General features: G+C 61.2%; 14 protein-coding genes and 3 pseudogenes. 6 read left to right on the top strand and 11 right to left on the bottom strand.

From position 1 onward, the window contains the following. Positions 1-19 precede the first annotated feature (19 nt). Positions 20-1,072 (bottom strand): ABC transporter substrate-binding protein, encoded by a 1,053-nt coding sequence (locus tag ACYG9V_RS09355; RefSeq protein ID WP_023748647.1) that lies wholly within the window; start codon positions 1,070-1,072, stop codon positions 20-22. A 229-nt stretch (positions 1,073-1,301) separates the two neighbouring features. Between ACYG9V_RS09355 and ACYG9V_RS09350 the strand changes: the two genes are divergently transcribed. The 6 genes and pseudogenes from ACYG9V_RS09350 to ACYG9V_RS09325 all read left to right on the top strand — a co-directional run. After that, on the top strand, positions 1,302-2,108 hold the full coding sequence (locus ACYG9V_RS09350) for an IclR family transcriptional regulator (RefSeq protein ID WP_023723361.1): 807 nt from the start codon (positions 1,302-1,304) through the stop codon (positions 2,106-2,108). Between the two features lie 1,157 nt (positions 2,109-3,265). Beyond that, a complete protein-coding gene (locus ACYG9V_RS09345; protein WP_460221941.1) occupies positions 3,266-3,508 on the top strand; it encodes a hypothetical protein in 243 nt (80 codons plus the stop codon). 32 nt (positions 3,509-3,540) lie between these two features. Continuing rightward, positions 3,541-3,918 carry a hypothetical protein gene (locus ACYG9V_RS09340; protein ID WP_023807591.1) on the top strand — a complete coding sequence of 126 codons (378 nt, stop codon included), beginning with the start codon at positions 3,541-3,543 and terminating at the stop codon, positions 3,916-3,918. Between the two features lie 68 nt (positions 3,919-3,986). Next, positions 3,987-4,100: pseudogene (locus tag ACYG9V_RS09335) on the top strand (SDR family NAD(P)-dependent oxidoreductase); the annotation flags it as partial. A 187-nt stretch (positions 4,101-4,287) separates the two neighbouring features. Continuing rightward, positions 4,288-4,410, top strand: a pseudogene (locus ACYG9V_RS09330) (glutathione-dependent formaldehyde dehydrogenase); the annotation flags it as partial. An 834-nt stretch (positions 4,411-5,244) separates the two neighbouring features. After that, positions 5,245-5,352: pseudogene (locus ACYG9V_RS09325) on the top strand (SDR family NAD(P)-dependent oxidoreductase); the annotation flags it as partial. Positions 5,353-5,449: 97 nt separating this feature from the next. On the opposite strand, the gene ACYG9V_RS09320 reads toward ACYG9V_RS09325, so the two are convergent. The 10 genes from ACYG9V_RS09320 to ACYG9V_RS09275 form a co-directional block, all read right to left on the bottom strand. Beyond that, positions 5,450-6,208 (bottom strand): SDR family oxidoreductase, encoded by a 759-nt coding sequence (locus ACYG9V_RS09320; protein WP_023697267.1) that lies wholly within the window; start codon positions 6,206-6,208, stop codon positions 5,450-5,452. Between the two features lie 114 nt (positions 6,209-6,322). Then, entirely contained in the window at positions 6,323-7,915 is a 1,593-nt protein-coding gene (gene ggt, locus ACYG9V_RS09315; protein WP_352765744.1) for a gamma-glutamyltransferase, read from the bottom strand. 43 nt (positions 7,916-7,958) lie between these two features. Next, positions 7,959-8,672 (bottom strand): ABC transporter permease, encoded by a 714-nt coding sequence (locus tag ACYG9V_RS09310; protein ID WP_027049016.1) that lies wholly within the window; start codon positions 8,670-8,672, stop codon positions 7,959-7,961. After that, positions 8,672-9,385, bottom strand: coding sequence for an ABC transporter permease (locus ACYG9V_RS09305; RefSeq protein WP_352765746.1), 714 nt, complete (start codon positions 9,383-9,385; stop codon positions 8,672-8,674). Before ACYG9V_RS09305 ends, ACYG9V_RS09310 begins: the two co-directional genes overlap by 1 nt. Positions 9,386-9,414: 29 nt before the next feature. Then, the gene (locus tag ACYG9V_RS09300; RefSeq protein WP_023669343.1) at positions 9,415-10,263 is read right to left on the bottom strand and encodes a transporter substrate-binding domain-containing protein; all 849 of its coding nucleotides are present in this window, start codon (positions 10,261-10,263) and stop codon (positions 9,415-9,417) included. A gap of 73 nt (positions 10,264-10,336) precedes the next feature. Further along, complete coding sequence (locus ACYG9V_RS09295; RefSeq protein WP_352765748.1) at positions 10,337-11,011, bottom strand: GntR family transcriptional regulator; 675 nt, start codon at positions 11,009-11,011, stop codon at positions 10,337-10,339. A 299-nt stretch (positions 11,012-11,310) separates the two neighbouring features. Further along, positions 11,311-13,452, bottom strand: coding sequence for a beta-galactosidase (locus ACYG9V_RS09290; protein WP_352765750.1), 2,142 nt, complete (start codon positions 13,450-13,452; stop codon positions 11,311-11,313). A 24-nt stretch (positions 13,453-13,476) separates the two neighbouring features. Then, positions 13,477-14,379: a carbohydrate ABC transporter permease gene (locus ACYG9V_RS09285; protein ID WP_023735739.1), complete on the bottom strand. Its 903-nt coding sequence runs from the start codon at positions 14,377-14,379 to the stop codon at positions 13,477-13,479. Continuing rightward, complete coding sequence (locus tag ACYG9V_RS09280; protein WP_352765752.1) at positions 14,379-15,299, bottom strand: carbohydrate ABC transporter permease; 921 nt, start codon at positions 15,297-15,299, stop codon at positions 14,379-14,381. The genes ACYG9V_RS09285 and ACYG9V_RS09280 overlap by 1 nt, the downstream gene beginning before the upstream one ends. Before the next feature lie 77 nt (positions 15,300-15,376). Continuing rightward, on the bottom strand, positions 15,377-16,687 hold the full coding sequence (locus ACYG9V_RS09275; RefSeq protein ID WP_023669337.1) for an ABC transporter substrate-binding protein: 1,311 nt from the start codon (positions 16,685-16,687) through the stop codon (positions 15,377-15,379). Positions 16,688-16,712: the final 25 nt, after the last annotated feature.

Genomic DNA, 16,712 nt, shown 5'->3' with positions numbered 1-16,712 from the left:
ACGCTACAACCCTTCAGGCTTATTTCTGAGCCAGCAGCTTCTTGAACAGCTCCTCATCGTAAGGAGAAAAGATGTAGCCGTCAGCCGGGAAGTCCTTGGCCCGGGCGAGGTATTCGTCGATGTTGGAATTGTCGATTACCGGCAGCGGAATCTTGACGAAAGCCGGCACATCCTTGCCTTCCAGCGCCTGGACGGCAGTGTAGGTGGCGAAGGCGCCGAGCCAGTTCGGCTGCATCGTCGCCCAGCTCTTCAAGCCCTTTTCTTTCCAGAGTTCCAAAAACTGCCGGGCGTTCTCACCGGTGATCGGCACCTGTTCACGGCCCTGCTTGTCGAGGGCCAGCACGGCGCCTGCCGACAGAGCGCCGCCGAGCGACAGGATGCCGTCGATCTCGGGGTTGGCGAAGAGGAGGCTGGTGACGGCTTCCTGTGCCGGCGCGACGTTGTAGGGCGTGTTGGTCTCGGCAAGCACCGTCACGTCGGGATGGGCCTTGAGCTCAGCGTCGGCGCCTTTGCGCCTGTCATCGCTGACCGAAACCCCGGCGGGGCCATTGAGGATCAGGATCTTGCCCTTGCCGCCGATGGCGTCGATCAGGAACTTGGCGGCCTGGTCGCCCCACTGCGAAGAATCGGTGTTGACCTTGGCGGTGACCTTGTCGGTGTCGACGAGGCTGTCGAAGTTGATGATGGCGATGCCCTTGGCGCAGGCGTCGGCCAGAACGCGTGCCGGTGCGGTCGACGAACCGGCGATCAGGATGATGGCGTCGACATCGGAATCGATCATCGACTGAATCTGCTGGATCTGGACGTTGGCATCGCCCTGAGCGTCGGTGACGACGAGCTTGTCGACCAGTCCCTGCTTCTTCAGGGTCTCGACTTCGGCTTCGATCGTGCCTTGGGTCTGCTTCATCCAGGTCGGCACGGAATAGATGTTGGCCCAGCCGATCGTGTACGGCGCCTTGCGGTCGCCCTTGATGCAGTTGGCGGCGGCATTGGCCTGCGAGGCGACGCCAAAGCTCAGCACGAGACCGAGGCAAAGCGCGCTGGCGGATGCGAAAAACGGTGATTTCATCATGACTGTTCCCTTCAGAGGTTGTGGCCTCGACGTGCAGAACAAGGGCGAGGAAACCCGTCGGTCGCCGGGTCTTGGAAACCGTGTGTCCTCTCGGGATTTGTCTGCGTCAGGCTCGTTAGTTTGTCTGGTATTTCAGACAATGTGTCTGTATATCGGACAAATTGGATGCTAGACCGAGCCTTGACATCTTTCAAGCGCCTTGAGACGAGAACCGAAATGATTTTGGCGGATGGTCATGAGCGACGGCACTAACGATGCGATCGGGAAGGAAGCCGGCGCGGAGCCGCGCAACGGCGAACGACGACGCGGCATTGACCGCGTCATCATGCTGCTCGAGGCGTTGCTGCGGCACCGCGCGCCAATGCGCGTCGGCGACATCGCCAAAATGATCGGCGCGCCGCGTTCGACCACCTACGAGATCGTCAACAGCCTGCTCGACGCCGAAATGCTCGAAAACGTCGGCGGTGAAGGTTACGTCTATTTCGGACGCGCCATGCATCTGTTCGGCTGGGCCTACTCACATCACAATGCCCATTACCGTCGCATCATCGAGACCTTGGATAAGTTGGCCGCCGAGACAGGCGAGACGGTCCAGCTATGCGGCCTGCGTGGCAACAAATACGTCGTTCTTGACTGCCGAGATTCCCCAGGCCCGTTCCGGATCTCAAGCGATGTTGGGGTTGAGGTGCCGATCCCATGGACGGCATCCGGACGGCTGCTCCTCGGCCATATGAACGAGCAAGAGTTGAGGGATTTCATCCCATCTGGCGACTACAGGCTTCCCGACGGCCGCATCATTGCACCAGCCGAATTCTTTGCCGATGTTGCCTTGGCCCACCGGCAGGGTTTCAGCGAGACCACAGCCTTGGCCGACCGTTTCACCTGGTGCATGGCGGCCCCCATCCGTGACGGCCACGGCGCCATCAAAAGGACCTTGTGTTTGGTGTTACCCGTCGACACGCCGGAGCCACGGCGCGACGAACTGCTTGCGTTGCTGCGCGAGCGCGCCCGTGGACTGTCTCTGGCGGGAGGCTGACGATCAGCCGTCGTGCCCTCTGGTTGAAGCCTCTTAAAGGCACATGGATTCCGCTCTTCCCCATTGGTTCCATTTAGGTTCGGGACCTTAGTCCCATAGTCGGTGGATAAGGTCCGAACCAGGGAACACGCAACCGGAAGCCACATTAGGAGAAGACCGTCGATCAAAGTCCCTTCATCGCCGGTTGAGGATCCCGCCGCTCTTACTGTCGAGAGCGCGGCGGGATCCTTACGCGCGGAGCGAGCACATGAGATTTGTCGAAATTTTCACAGATGTGCTTACGGCCCTGCTTCTCGCTTTATTCGTGTGCGGGATATTCGCTGTTTTCGGAGGCCATCTGGTTCCTCCACGCTACGCAAAGATGGTGTTGCTGCCGGACCTGGATAAGATGACGACTGCATCATCTACACCCAGCTTGCCCGATTCCATCGACTTGCAACTCCAAAAGCGCCCAGAGGTGCAAAGGTCTGCCGGCGTGACACAGCGCGCAGTCGGTCTGGAGCCGCCAGTGCCATCCAGCAAGCGGTAAGAATCAGCGGAGGTTTTGTGGCTCCCCAGCTATCAGAGAGCGCCGGCGATTATTGACAGACCTACCCGGCTCTTGAAATTGGCTGAAATCGCCGCTCCACATTTCCGCATCTGTTTGAATTGTGTTTATCAACTAGTGCGAACGCTATGGCGAAGCAGGTTGAGCTGGCGGCGTTCCTGGCTGATCCCCGCCAGTGCTTGATCGCGGCGTGGGATCCTTGTCGAGCTTGGGATTTCGGTCCACCGGTTCGCCATTCACATCATCGGCCTTGGAGTTTGCAGGGTCCGTTTGGCCAGGATTTGGGCTGTAAGTATCTGGCGATGGAACCCGGCTGTTTTGCTGTGTCGCCGGTGTCTTAGCCTGCTCGCCATAGATTTCAGCGATCCCCCAGGCAACGAGCGCCAAGACAAGGCCTGCCAAGAGCACGCCAAGGACCGGTCGCCCCAAGCCACCCTGCCTGGCCCGCTTTTCCGGAATGTTTCTGCTCATGATCGCAACCTTGGGCTAAGAGGAGTGGCCCGCGCTCCAGGAGCGAAGACGCGGGCAGTCAAGAGCTCCGGATGTTGGCCATGCGGCGAACAGGGAACTCGCTGCACATACCGAACTCGCTGGCGCTGTTGATGTTCCCATGGAATCCAAACAGCGCGCCGCCGGGAGCCGGACTGGCAATTTGGGTTGGAGTGGCTGGAACGAGCCAGCTCAAGGTCAACGAGCGGCGGTGTGCGTAAGCGGGCATTGCGAGCCAGACTGGAACTTTGCCGAATTTGCCGCGCTGCCGACCATGGCCGATTACAACGAGACCACCAATCCGGTGCTGACTGGTTGCAAGGCCCGCGTTGCCACCAGGGACATCTGTTTGAAGGCTATCTGAAATTTGCTCCTGGTTGTTGGCGATTCCGCCCGATGGAACATCCTGATCCGCTCGCGGTTGGGGAAGCCCGGGCCAGCGGCAGGAGCATCATCATGAACGTCGAACGTAACCCGGCCGAAGACAGAGGCGATATTCAGTCTGGGGTGACAGAGGACAAGACGCCGGGATTCGACCCGGCGGCGGCGCCTATGGAAACCGATGCCGAAGCGGCAGACACCGGCGCCGTGCCGGTTCCCGCAGCGACGGGCACGCCGGCTTTCGCTAATCAAGCAAGCTTCGCCAATGCAATGCGGCGGCCGGACGACGAGCGCGCTCCGGCCCCGAGTAAAAACGGCCCGGTGCTGGCCATTGTCGCGCTTGTCGTCGTTGCCGCCGTCGTGTTCGTTGTCGCCGCGATGCTGGCGCGATAGCAGATCCTGCGCTTGCGCCAAACCTCTGCCCTGCGAAGCGATCAGGGATGCGGTCGTGGCAGCAGGCGATCAGCGGCTGGAAAAACAAGCTGCAGGTTGCAGCGGCGCATGGAACGCCGGCCGGCACCCTGGCCGAGCAGCATTGCGGCATGGCCGAACCCGGCTCGGCCGCCAAGGGTTGAGGCCGGATGCTCGTTCGAAGCGGGAACATTTCACATCAAGCCAAGTTCGGGCTTGCAGAGCTTGTCGTCAAGGAACAGCACATGCAGGCCCTCACATGGCACGGCAAAGGCGACATACGCTGCGATCAGGTGGCCGATCCGACGATCCAGGATGAACGCGACATCGCTGCAGAAAGTTCACAACAGCGATATCGACCCGTCATTCGTGATCACCCATCCGGCTGGCCTCGAGGCCGGGCCCGAGCTTTACAAAACCTTCCGCGACAAGGAGGACGGCTGCATCAAAGTGGTGATGCGCCCGCACGGCTGACCGTTCTATCCAATGGCCCGACTTTGTTGTCCGGCCGTCTGCATGCTGAAAAGGCGAGAGTTGAAAATGGCCAAGGATAAACCCGCATCGACAAACCCGGCCGCCACACCCCCGGTCAGGTCGCCTGACGCCGCCGGCCTGCCACATCCCCGTCGCGATGCTGAAGACAGCGATTCCGGCGCCAAGCCGACGGCACCCAAGACCGCTGGCGCCCAGCAAGCGTCCAGATCGCCGCTCGACAGCCGTATTGCAAATCGCAATGCCGGCCGTCCTCGTCAGGCAGGCACGACGCCTCGGCCGACCGACGAACCGCTGGAGTAAGATGAAACCTAAGCTGCGGCGCGGGTATCCGCACCGCGGTGTGTGTGTGCAGTCAGGGTCTTCCTGCCCTGCCGACAGCGCCATACAGGTCTTGATCTCCCGTGGATCGCCGGGATCGGCAATCAAGACTTTAGCGGGAAATTCGATGGTACCGTTGGCTGGATCGGCTTCGGCTCTACACGATTGTATTTACTATGTTTTTTTCGTAACGGTGGGCAATTTGTATCACAATAGGTATCGTAACGCGTAACACATTTTCTGCTACTTCATGGTACATAACCACACGCGGTTAAAGCCGGCGCTACGATGCCGCTTCTCGGCCGCTTTCATCAATTGATCTGCCAAGTCGCTGGCGGCGATCGGATCGTCTCGCGCCGCAATGGGGAGTTGCTCGGCAACCCACCCTGTCCAAAAACTTCAGTCCGGGAACACTCAAAATTCCAAGCGGGGTGCGCACCGGGCTGAAAGTCCGGCGTTTTTGTCCATATCTCGTCGTACCAACGACAGAGATACATTGATGCCGAAATTCTTATCACCGGTGCTTCGTCGGGTTTCGGTCTCGCCACGGCAGAACTCTTCCTTGCTCGGGGTTGGGAGGTCGTCGCGACCATGCGCACCCCCACGCACACACACTTCAGCCTCGGCGAATGCGTTGGCGATGCTATTTCCAACGCTTTCCATAACCCGCGACCTGATCGTGAACGACCTCGTTTCGGAGTCAGCCCTTGCGCTCCTGAAGACTGTTGCCGCCGTCGACCACCAACAGGGCGCCGTTGACGTAACTCGCGCCTTCCGATGCCAGGAACACCACCGCTGCGGCAACCTCGTCCGGTCGCCCGGCCCGCGCCGGTGGCGTGTGCAGGGCAGCTTGCCGCTCCATTGCGCTAGACGAGCCCGTTTCGATCCAGCCGGGGGCCACGGCATTGGCCGTGATGCCGCTTTTTGCCACTTCGAGCGCCAGCGTGCGCGTCAGGCCGACCATGCCGGCCTTGGCGGCGGAATAGGCTGCTGTGCCTTCGAAAGACACCAGCGGCCCGGTAACCGACGCCACATTGACGATGCGCCCATAGCCTGCCTCTACCATCGCCGGCAAAAACGCGCGGGTGACCAGGAATACGGTCTTCAGGCTGACGTCGATCCCTTGGTCCCAGTCTGCCTCGGTCATGGCAAGAAACGCCTTATCGGACGAGGGCGATGCCAGCGAACCCATGCCGGCATTGTTGACCAGGATGTCGACAGCGCCGACATCAGCCCGCAGCCGCGCGACTTCGGCCGCGATGGTGAGATCGGCGACCGCAGCTTTGGCATTGATGCCCTCGGCGCAAAGTTCGGCGGCGCGATCGAGTACACGCGCGCTGGCACCGTTCAGGAAAACGGCATGACCGGCAAGACCGAGCTGCCGCGCTATGGCAAAGCCGATGCCGTCGGCAGCACCCGCCCCGGTGATCAGTGCTCGCTTGATGATAGAAGAAGGCATGGTCAAATCAGAACTCCGCTGGTTGCTACGAGGATGAGCCCATAGGCCCAAGTATGCGAGATGGCCGGACAGTGGCCTCGACCTTTGTTCCTCGTCCAACACCTGTGTAGCGTTCTAAATGCCGATTGCGCAGCCGTCCTTGCGTGGGTCTGAACCGCCCTGCAGCGTTCCATTCATCCAGTCGATCATGATCGCTTGGGCGCCCCCGATCGGCTCTGCCGCCGGGACGATGCGGAATCCGCGACCGGCCAGTTCCTCCTGAATCGCGACTGGAAGCGTGCTCTCGACCTCCACGTCCATCGTGCCAGGAATTGGAAAGATGCGGGGCAGATCAATGGCTTGCTGAAGGTCGAGGCCAAAATCAAGAACTTTTGACAGGAAGTGCGCGTGACCCATGGCCTGATACGCTCCACCCATCACACCGAAAGGCATAACAACGCGCCCATCCTTCACCAGCATGCCCGGAATGATCGTGTTCAGCGGGCGCTTGCCTGGTTCGATAACGTTTGGATGGTTGGGATCCAGCGAAAAACTTATACCGCGATTGTTGAGTATCACGCCCGAGCGCGCCCCGACGATGCCGGAGCCAAAACCATAATAGATCGAGTTGATGAAACTGACGGCGTTGCGATCCTTGTCGACGACGGAAATATAGACCGTGTCGCGATGCACCGGCATATCGAATGAAGGAAGATCCGCGCGCGCGCGCCCAAGATCAATCATCCCCGCCAGACGATCCGCCGTTGCGCTTGAAAGCAGTTGCTCGACCGGCACCGCCACCTTCGCCGGGTCGGCGAGCAAAGCATCGCGCGCTGCATAAGCAAGTCGCGTCGCCTCGATCTCGATGTGCAGCCGGTCGGCGGATTGAGGGTCACCCTTGGCCTCGAAGCGCGACAGGATATTGAGGATCATGAGCGCTATGACGCCTTGGCCATTTGGCGGACATTCGTAGACGTCGTGGCCGCGGAAACTTGTCTTTATCGGCGCCACATACTCGCCCCTGGCGCCCATGAAATCATCCAGTGTGTGCAAACCGCCGAGGCTTCGCAGGCGCGAAACCATGTCCTCGGCGACCTCCCCCATGTAGAAGGCGTTGCGTCCGTCCGTCGCGATCTTGCGGAATGTTGCGGCGAGTTCTGGTTGCCGGTGCACCTCGCCGATCCTCGGCGCCCGCCCCCCGGGGAGAAAGATGCTTCTCGTGGCAGGATCGGCGGAAAGCAGCGCCGCCTCCTGTTCCCAGTCGAAATGCACGCGTGGGGAGATGGCGTAACCGCTTTCGGCGAACTCGATCGCAGGAGCGAAAAGCTTGCCCAGCGCCAGTTTTCCATGATCGGCGTTGAGCTGGGTCCAGGCGTCAACCGCACCGGGAACCGTTACCGCATGCGGTGAGTGACGCTCGATTTCTGTGATGCCCTGAGATGCATACCAATCGGCTGTTGCAGCCGCAGGGGCACGGCCGGATCCGTTGTAGGCGATGATCTCGCTGGAGCCTTCCTTCGACATCAGTACGAAACAATCTCCGCCGATGCCGGTCGATCCCGGTTCGACCACGCACTGGACGGCGCTGGCGGCGATGGCCGCGTCGAGTGCGTTGCCGCCCGCCTCCAGGATCCGGATGGCCGCAAGCGTGGCCGACGGATGGGACGTCGCGGCCATGCCATGCTGTGCGACTACGACCGACCGGTTTGGCTTCTCGAAATCCCTCATATGCAAAAAAACTCCCTAAAACGAATGCTGTGAGCGCCAGCCATCACGTTGGACCGGTCGAAAGGCCCGATGCAGGGCGCAGATGCCGTGACAGATTGTATTCGAGCCGGCCCAGCGTCCGGGTGATGATGAAATTGAGGATCAGGTAGATAGCGCCGGCGCAGACGAAAACTTCCATGGCCCGGTAGGTTTGCGAGATGATGCCCTGGGCGATGCCGGTGATTTCCATCAGCGTAACGATGGATGCAAGTGAGGTTCCCTTGACCATCAAAATGATTTCGTTGCCGTAGCTTGGCAAAGCCTGGCGCAGTGCGATCGGCAGGACGATGCGGCGCAAGGTCATCAGTCGCGTCATGCCAAAGGCCTGCGCCGCCTCAATCTGGCCGGACGGGACCGACTGCATGGCGCCGCGGAGGATTTCACTGCCATAGGCTGCGGTGTTGAGGGTTAGCGCGAGGATGGCACACCAATAAGGGTCGCGGAAAAGGCCCCACAAACCAAGTTCCTGCAATGTCGGCCGAAACTGGCCAAGGCCGTAGTAAATCAGGAATATCTGGACCAACAGGGGCGTGCCGCGAAACACCGCGACGAAGCCCTTGATTGGCCAGTCAATCAAGGGCTGGCGGAGGCGCTGGGCGAGCGCCAAAGCCAAGGCGAGGATGGCGCCGAGCAGGATGGACGTGCCGGCCAGCTCAAGCGTCAGCGGCAGGCCGGCAAGCAGCTTCGGTAGTATTTCGGCGAAAAAGGCGAAATCCATCACACTCTCCGAATGCCCCGAAGCGCGCGGCGTTCAGCGCGCTTGAACAGCAACCCTGTCGCTGAGGCGATGGCCAGGTAAAGCGCGGCGGCAGCTGTGTAGAAGAGAAACGGCTCGCGAGTCGATCCGGCCCCGATCTGTGCCTGACGCATCAGTTCGACAAGCCCGATTACCGAAATCAGCGCTGAATCCTTGAGCACCAGTTGCCACACATTCCCTAGGCCCGGGATGGCGTAGCGCATAAGCTGGGGTGCGATCACCCGGCGCAACATGAGCGCAGGCGGCATGCCATAGGCGCGCGCTGCTTCGATCTGGCCGCGGTCGATGGCGATGTAGGCACCGCGAAACACCTCCGCCTGATAGGCACCCGAAATTATGCCGATTGCCGTGGTGCCTGTGGCGAAAGCCGGCAATCCAAGGAATCCTTGGGCGCCAAACCAATGGCCGACCGCAGTCAGCGCCATGCTACCGCCGAAATACAGGAGATAGATGGTCAAGAGGTCGGGAACGCCCCTGAATACCGTGGAATAGGCATCGGCGAGCAGGCGGAGGGAGCGCGACCCGCTGACCCGGGCCGCAGCTGCCAAGGCGCCGATCACCGAGCCGACCATAAATCCGGCGACCGAAAGCAGAAGCGTTACTAACGCAGCGCTGAGCAGCGCCACCGCCCAGCCGCCGTCGCCAAACCCTAGCAGACGAACGCTATCCAGCATCGGCTAGTTCGCGCTCCGGGAAGGGCTTCTCACTTGGGCGGCGTGACGTCGGCCTTCAGCCATTTCAGCGAAAGCTTTTTGATGGTGCCGTCGGCAATGGCTTCATCGATCGCCTTGTTGAACATCGCCTTGAGCACGGTATCCTGCTTGCGCAGCCCTGCCCCAGTGCCCCGTCCGAAAACCCCGCCGAGAAAGCCGGGACCAGCGACCGTGTAGCCTGAGAATTCCGGCTTGGCCAAGGTTGCCGCCAAAGCGGTCTGCTGTGCAAACAGGGCATCCACACGGCCGGCCGCGAGATCGAGGTCGTGCTGTTCCGTGGTTTTGTACTCGCGGATTTCGACGGCGCCGTCGAAATACTTTTTCAGGAACTCCAAGTTCGCCGTCGCAGCCTGGACGCCGACGATCTTGCCGGCGATCAGCGGCTTGATCTTGTCGATTGCCGCCTTGGCAGGGGCCTCGTCTTCCAGTTTTATCTTCTCGGTCGAACCGGCCAACGCACCGAGCGCGCTGTCCTTCGCCACGGCGAACCCGGAAGGATCGATCGCATAGGGTTGAGTGAAGTCTATGACTTCAAGTCGTTTGTCGGTGATAAACATGCTCGCCATGATGACGTCGAACTTGCCAACTGTCAGCGCCGGGATGAGCCCATCCCAGTCCTGCGTAATGATGGTGCATTCAATTTTCATACGCTCACAGAGATTGCGCGCGAGCTCGACCTCCATGCCGTCAGGCTTTCCATCAGCGGTGGTAAAGTTCCAGGGCGCATAGGCGCCCTCCGTCGCTATGGTGATCTTCTTTGGCGCATCCTCGGCCGAAGCCGACAAAGCGGCAGCTAAGCTCAATCCGGCCGCAAGACATGCAATGGGCAATAGTTTCATGGTTCTGTTCCCCTTTTTTTCGGCCCTGCGAGGGCACTTTGTAGAAATCGAATATCCCTCTTGCCCGACTACCTCAACGTCGGCTCGGGCTCGCGAACTCGGCCAGCAGCGGCGCCGTGTCGAGAATGTGTCTGCGCATCACGGCTTCGGCAGCTTCGGCATCGCCGCCGCGTAGCGAATCGATCACTGCCGAATGCTCCTCCGCGGCGCTGAGCGGTTTTTCGACATAGTCGAACCAGATGCGCAGATAGGGTTCGATGGTCACATGCAGTGATGCGATTTGCCGAATAAGCTTCGGGCGGCCGCTTAGATTGCAAATGTAGCCGTGAAATTCCTGGTGCCGTGTCACCCAATCGGCGCCGCCGGCAGCGCCACTGCGCTCCATACGGGCCAAAAGGCGCTCAAGTTCGGCAATGGTTTCGGCGTTCATCCGAGGCATTGCCAGGCGAACGGCAAGCCCCTCAAGCACCGAGCGGATCTCGAACGTCTCGTAGATCTCGTCCAGCGTCAGACCAGCGACGATACAGCCACGATTGGGGCGGATCACCACCAGCCCATCGACTGCCAGCCGCTGGAAGGCCTCCCGCACAGGCATCCGGCTCATGCCGATCTCGGCCGCGATCTCTTCCGGGATGAGCCGGTCGCCTGCACGGTAACGCCCGAGGCGTATTGCAGATTGCAGATGCAGAAAAGCTTCCTGCTCCGCAGTGGCCGGCGTCTGGGCGTAGGGAATTGCCGAATGGCTCATCTGGGGATCTTTTTTGCTGAATTTTCTGATCAACGCAAAATTGGATTTTTGTATCCACAAATACAATAGAATTCTGTCGCGCAGTCAAGGCAAATCGTCAAGAGCCCTTAGAGGCCGGCGCGGTCCCCTGATACCGCCTCGTATCGCGCGCCCGAACTTGGCGCAAACGCGGCACGGCTTCTCATCGAAAGGATTAAGGGACGTACGAAAAGCGTGTTCGTGACGGTCGCGCTGAAAGTCGTGGCACGTGGCAACACAAAGATGCCTGGAGCGTTTCCCAAGGCCTCGCGCCAATATCCCTAGTCGAGTTCGATGATGCTGCAGCCATAGGCCGGGAGCGACAGCCTACCGCCGCGTAGTTTGCCATCGCCGAGCAAATCCTTGCCCGCGGGGACATTGCCGATGCTTGCCGGCTCGCCCAGCGTGTTGAGGATGAACAGCAGGCGGCGGTCCTTGCTCTCGCGGATGGTCGCTTCGACGCCGGCCGGCATGTCTGCGATGAGCGGCACGATACCGGCGGGCGCCAGCACTTGATCGGCCAGCACCTCGACCAGAGCGTCGCTGAGGTACGTGCCGAGGTAGATCACCTTGCCCTTGCCGACTTTGCGCGAAGTTATCGCGGCTTGGCCCTCGGCGAAGCGGCTGGCCCAGCTGCCGATAACCTCCGTGCCGGGCGCGACGTTAAGCAGCTCATAAAGATGCGCCGCCGTCACCTGCGCATTCCCGATCTTGAGCTCGTATTGGCGGCTCGCCGACGTCGCTGGCAGCTTCTTGCGCACCGTATTGGCGCCGAAGCGGCCGCCATGCTCGAACAGGCCCTCGCCGCCGATCGGCGTCAGCAACCCGAACTCCTCGACCGTGATCCCGGCCAGCGCCGAGAGCGTCTTGCCCGGCGAGGTGTCGCGGATGACGTGGTTGTTAACGTCGCGTGATCCGGTGCGGCCGCCCAGGATTACCGTTCCACCCGCCTTGGCGAAGGCCTCGATCCGCGCCGTCCACGCATCGGTCCATTTCAGCCAATGCGGCACGTAGAGCGCCTTGAGCTTGCTGAGATCATCCTCGGGATGGATGAAGCCGCAGGCGATGTTGTGGCGGTAGCAATAGCGGTGCAGCAGCGTCGCATCGTCCTGCGGGCTCGGCATGCCGATGGGGCAGGAGCGGTGCATCTCTTGATTGTCGAAATCTGATCCGGCGATGCCCAAATCCATGCGCACATGCGTGCCGAGGATCTTGTCCTTGAGCGCCGTGACCTCGCCCGCAAACTGCTTGGCCTCGTCATAGCGCCGCCGCGGGATGTCGTCGTGATCGATGATGCCCATCCAATAGATCTCGGCGCCGAAATGCGCCGGCCGCCAGCGGAAGAACATCACGCCATCGGCGCCGCGCGCTACTGACGTATAGGCCATGCGGCGCATCTCGCCGGGTTCGGGCGTCAGCGTCGAGAAGTTCGGCTGCGCACCGAAACCCGATTGCTGCTCAGGCACGATGAAGTTGCCGGTGAAGCCGCGGCAGATGTCGAGACGCAACGCCTGTACCTCGCCGACGCTGCCGACCCGCTGCATCTCGTCATCGAGATGCGGGTAGATGTCGAAGCCGAGAAAATCGAGATCGGTCGAGAACTCGCCGCGGAAGTCGATGTCGTCGATCCGCCCCAGATTGTGGAAGACGAACCAGTCTGGATTGGTCTCGCGCAGGATCAGCACCTGATCGTGCTGGAACCGCGCCGTGACGAAGGCGAGGAAGCGGTGATAGTCGACCACATGGGTCGGCCCGACCGGGGCAGGCGCGTAGTCGAGGGGCAGCACCACTTGATCGAAATCGTCGTAGGCGGTGGCCCAGAAATGCCCGCCCCACGCATCGTTGAGCGCGGCGATGGTCTCGTACTTGTCCTTGAGGAAGGCCTGGAACTCGGCCAGCGTCACCTGACCGTAGGACAGCGATCCAGAGGTATTGAGCTCATTGTCCGTCTGCCAGCCGATGATGTGCGAATTGCCGCGATAATGCTGGGCCATCGCTTTGGTGATGCGCTTCGAATGCTCGCGGAACACTCCGCTCGCAAGATTGCTGTGCTGGCGCGAGCCATGGCTCATGGCGCGGCCATTGGCATCGACGCGCAACACTTCGGGATAACGCGCCGTCAGCCAGCGCGGCGGCGTCGCCGTCGGCGTGCACATGATGGTCTTGATGCCAGCCTTGCCCAGCACATCTATGGCGCGGTCGAACAAAACGAAGTCGAACGTCCCCTCACGCGGCTCGATAATATGCCAGGCGAATTCCGCAAGTCGCACCGCGTTGAAGCCCGCGGCTGCCATGCGGTCGGCGTCGCGCTGCCAATAGCTCTCATCGACATGCTCCGGGTAATGCGGGGTACCGACGAGGAAAGTGTCGGTCGCGATCGGCCGCCAGACAGAGAGCGGCGCGGATTTCGAGGCAGTCGTCATAGTCGGAAAACTCCAGGCGATAGTCTACTTGATGGCGCCGGCGGTGAGGCCGCCCTGCCAGAACCGCTGCAGCAGCAGGAATACCACGATGACCGGGATGATGCTGACCAGAGCGCCGGTTATGATGATCGAGAACAGCACCTGTCCTCCGCCACCGCCCTGCTGCGCGAGCTGATACCAGGTCGCAAGGCCCACCGTGATCGGCTGATATTCCGGCGTGCGCAGCACGATGAGCGGCAGGAAGTAATTGTTCCAGGTCCCGACGAATGAGAGCAGCGCCACGGTCACCATGCCCGGTGCCACCAGCCGCAGCACGATGGCGCGGAAGATCACGAACTCGCCGGCGCCATCGAGACGCGCTGCGTCGAGCAGTTCGTCGTCGACGCCCTGCTCGATATAGACGCGCATCAGATAGACGCCGATCGGCGAGATCATCGAGGGCAGGATCACGCCCAGCGGGTTGTCGCTGAGTCCCGAAAGCGCCAGCAGCAGGAAGGTCGGCACGACGAGGGCCGTCTGCGGGATCATCACAGCGCCCAAGACCAGCGCAAACAGCAGATTGCGGCCGACGAATTTGAATTTGGCTAACGCATAGCCTGCCGCGGTAGCCAAGATCGCGGCACCGAGCCCGGCGACGCTCGAATAGAGCACGCTGTTGAACATCCAGCGCATGAAGACGCCGTTGTCGCGCGCCAGAAGATCGCTCAGATTCCGCCAGAGGTTGAACTCCGTGCCGAAGCCGAAGCCGAACGTGGTGAACAGGTCGCCATTCGTCTTCGTTGCCGACAGGACCAGATAGGCCAGCGGCATGAAGCTGTAGAGGAGGAACAGTGACAGCAGCAGCGTGAGCATGATCCGCGAGCGCCGCCGTTCGCCGGGCCGGCGCTTGGCAGCCTCGAAAGTGGCGATGTCGGTGGTCGCAGTCATCATTGCTCCGACCGACGGCGGTTGGCGATCAGGGTGAAGATGTAGGAGGCACCGGCGATCACGATGCCAAGCACGAACGAAACGGCGGCCGCATAGCCATACTGCTGGTTCTTAGTCGCCAGAGAATAGGCATAGAGGTTCGGCGTGTAGCTCGAATTGATGGTGTTACTGGCGAGCGCGCGCATCAAATACGGCTCATTGAACAGCTGCAGTGTGCCGTTGATCGAAAAGATGATGGTGAGCAGGATCGCCGGCCACAGCAGCGGCAGCTGGATCAGCCGGGCAAATTGCCAGGGCGAGGCGCCGTCCATCCGCGCGGCCTCGGCGAGGTCCGACGGGATCGCCTTCAGCGCGGCGTAGTAGATCACCATATTGTAGCCGACATATTCCCACGTCACGATATTGGCCAATGAGAAGATCATCGCGCCCGGCGATAGGAAGTCCGGCGGCGGCAGGTTGAACGCCTTGGCAATCTGCGTGAACGGGCCGAAGGTGGGGCCGTAGAGATAACCCCAGATGATCGTCGCGATCACGCTCGGCACAGCGTAGGGGAGGAAGAAGCCGAGCCGGAAGACGCCCTTGGCATAGACCTGGCCACGATCGAGCACGATGGCGAACAACAACGCCAGGGCCAGCATGATCGGCACCTGCACGATGCCGAACAAAACGAGGTTCCACACGCCGCCCCAGAATTTGGCGTCGTCCGCGACCTTGATGTAGCTGGCTGCACCCGCGAACTGCCGTCCGCCCACCAGCGTGTCGCGGTAGAGGCTCATGTAGAACGCATAGACCAGCGGCGCGACGATGAAGGCGATAAACAGCAGCATGAAGGGCGCCAGGAACAGATAGGGCGCCAGCTTTCGTGACGTAAAACCGCCCGATCGCGCTCGGCGCGTCGCTGCGGCTGGCGAGTTCGACAATGCCCTGGTCCCCATCCTGCAAGATAAAGAGATCGGGCGCGCCGATCAAGGCGCGCCCGGCCGGTGCCCGGGAGGAGTTAGGCCACGGTGAAGCCTTGGTCCTTCGCGTAGGTGACCACGGCATCCTGGACACGGTCGAACGCATCCGACAGCGTGCCGTTGCCGCTGATCGAAGCGCCGAATTCATCGGACATCGACTGGTAGAGGAAGCCCTGGAACGGGCTCCACTCAAACGGCGCCACGGCACTCGCTGATTTGGCAAACACTTTGTTCACCTCCTGGCCGCCAAAGAATTCCGGCTTGGCGCTCGCCCATTCCGGGCTCGACAGCAGCGCGTTGGTGCAGGGAAAGAAGTTTTGCTTGGTGGTGTAGAGCTTTGTGGCTTCGGGATTCGTATTCAGCCAGATCGCGACTTCGGCGGCCTCGGGCAGATGCTGGGTCGCTTTCATCACGGCCAGCGCTGAGCCACCCCAAGCGCCAGTCACGAACTTGCTCGCGTCCCACTGCGGCAGATCGGCGGCACGCCACTTGCCCACGCTGGTCTTGGCGACCGAGGTCAGGAACAGCGGACCCCAGCCCGCAGCAAGCCAGGTGGCATAGCGACCCGAGTCGAGGCCGGTGTACCACTCATTGTTGAAGCCCGGCTTGGTCTCGATAACACCCGCGGTGATAAGGTCCTGCCAATAGGCGGCGAAGTCCTTAGCAATCTTGTCGTTGATCCTGATCACGAGCTTGTCGCCATCGCGGCTGACCGGCTTCCAGCCCATCGGCCACAACAGACCCAAGACCCAGTCGGCGTTGGCTCCGAACGGCGCGTCGGTCATGAACACATTCGGATCGGCCGCATGGATCTTCTTGCCCGCATCGGCAAACTCGGCCCAGGTGGTGGGCGGCGTGATCCCATGCTCGTCGAAGACGTCCTTGCGATAGAGCATCGCCATCGGACCGTAATCCTGCGGCGTGGCGTTGACCACATCGCCCATGGCGACCTGCGCCCATAGGCCTTCGGGGAACTCGCCCTGATGGGCATTGGCGTACTGGCCGATGTCTGCGAGGGCGTCGACCTGGCGGAAGCTCTCGAGGTGCTGGTATTCGATCTGGGCGACGTCCGGAAGGCCGCTGCCCGCCTGCAGGCCCGCGCGGAGCGCGTTATACAACGGGTCCCCCTGGCCGGGATTCACGAGTTCGATCTGGATGCCTGGATGCGCGGCGTTGAACATGTCTACCTCAAGCTGGAGATTCGGCACCCAAGACCACACAAGCACCTTGACGGGCTCGGCACCGCGAACTGCGGCAGGCAGACCCGCTACCGCAACGCTCGCGCCCGCAACTTTCAAGAAGTCACGACGCTGCATCATCCGCCCAAGCGGATTGAAAATCTTCGTCATTGAAGTCCTCCCACGAAAGATACGC

Source organism: Mesorhizobium sp. W016 (assembly GCF_054719485.1).
The sequence above is the reverse complement of the archived record's forward strand: the minus strand, read 5'-3'. Positions and strand labels throughout refer to the sequence as shown.